1 protein-coding gene is annotated in these 786 nt (G+C 61.3%); it reads left to right on the top strand.

The features are described 5' to 3' along the window. The coding region (locus AC1DYX_RS31655; protein ID WP_477266233.1) for an IS5 family transposase at positions 1 to 759 on the top strand (759 nt) is incomplete at its 5' end. Positions 760 to 786: the final 27 nt, after the last annotated feature.

The following is a 786-nucleotide window of genomic DNA, read 5'->3' as shown; positions in this document are numbered from 1 at the left end:
ACCGTCAAGGGCCTGTTCAATCTGCCCTTGCGTCAGGCGATGGGCATGACGCAGAGCCTGCTCGAGTTGGCCAGGCTGGACTGGCGGGTTCCCGACTTCAGCACGGTCAGCCGGCGCCAGAAGCATCTTTCGGTAACGATCGGGGCGCAGCCGACGACAACGGGATTGCACCTGCTGGTCGACAGCACGGGCATCAAGATGCTGGGCGAAGGAGAGTGGAAGACCAAAAAGCATGGCGCCGATTACCGTCGCCAATGGCGCAAGGTCCACCTTGGGATTGACGCGGCCACGTTGGAAATCCGGGCCATCGAGGTGACCGACAACGCCACCGGCGATGCTCCGATACTGCCATGCCTGCTCGACCAGATTCCCTCCGAGGAGATGATCGCGAGCGTCAGTGGTGACGGCGCCTACGACACGAAAGGTTGTCACGAAGCGATTGCGCAACGTGGGGCGCAGGCGATCATCCCTACTCGCAAGAACGCCAAGCCATGGAAGGACCAGCGTCCCGGCGCCAAAGCCCGCAATGCCATTCTSGCGACGACGCGCCAGCTTGGCCGGAAAATCTGGAAAAAGTGGAGCGGGCACCATCGGCGCAGCCTTGTCGAGACCAAAATGCGTTGCTTCAAGCTGCTTGGTGAACGCGTCATGGCGCGTGACTTCGACCGCCAGGTCGCCGAGTTACAGGTCCGTGCCGCCATCCTCAATCGTTTCACGCGGTTGGGTACGCCCACGACTGTGGCAGTGACCATGCCGTAATTCCGTTTGGGGTTTGGGGTATTAGTG

It is taken from the genome of Massilia sp. P2_C2, assembly GCF_056404615.1.
Note: the sequence above shows the minus strand (reverse complement) of the source record. Positions and strands in the feature narration are given on the sequence as shown.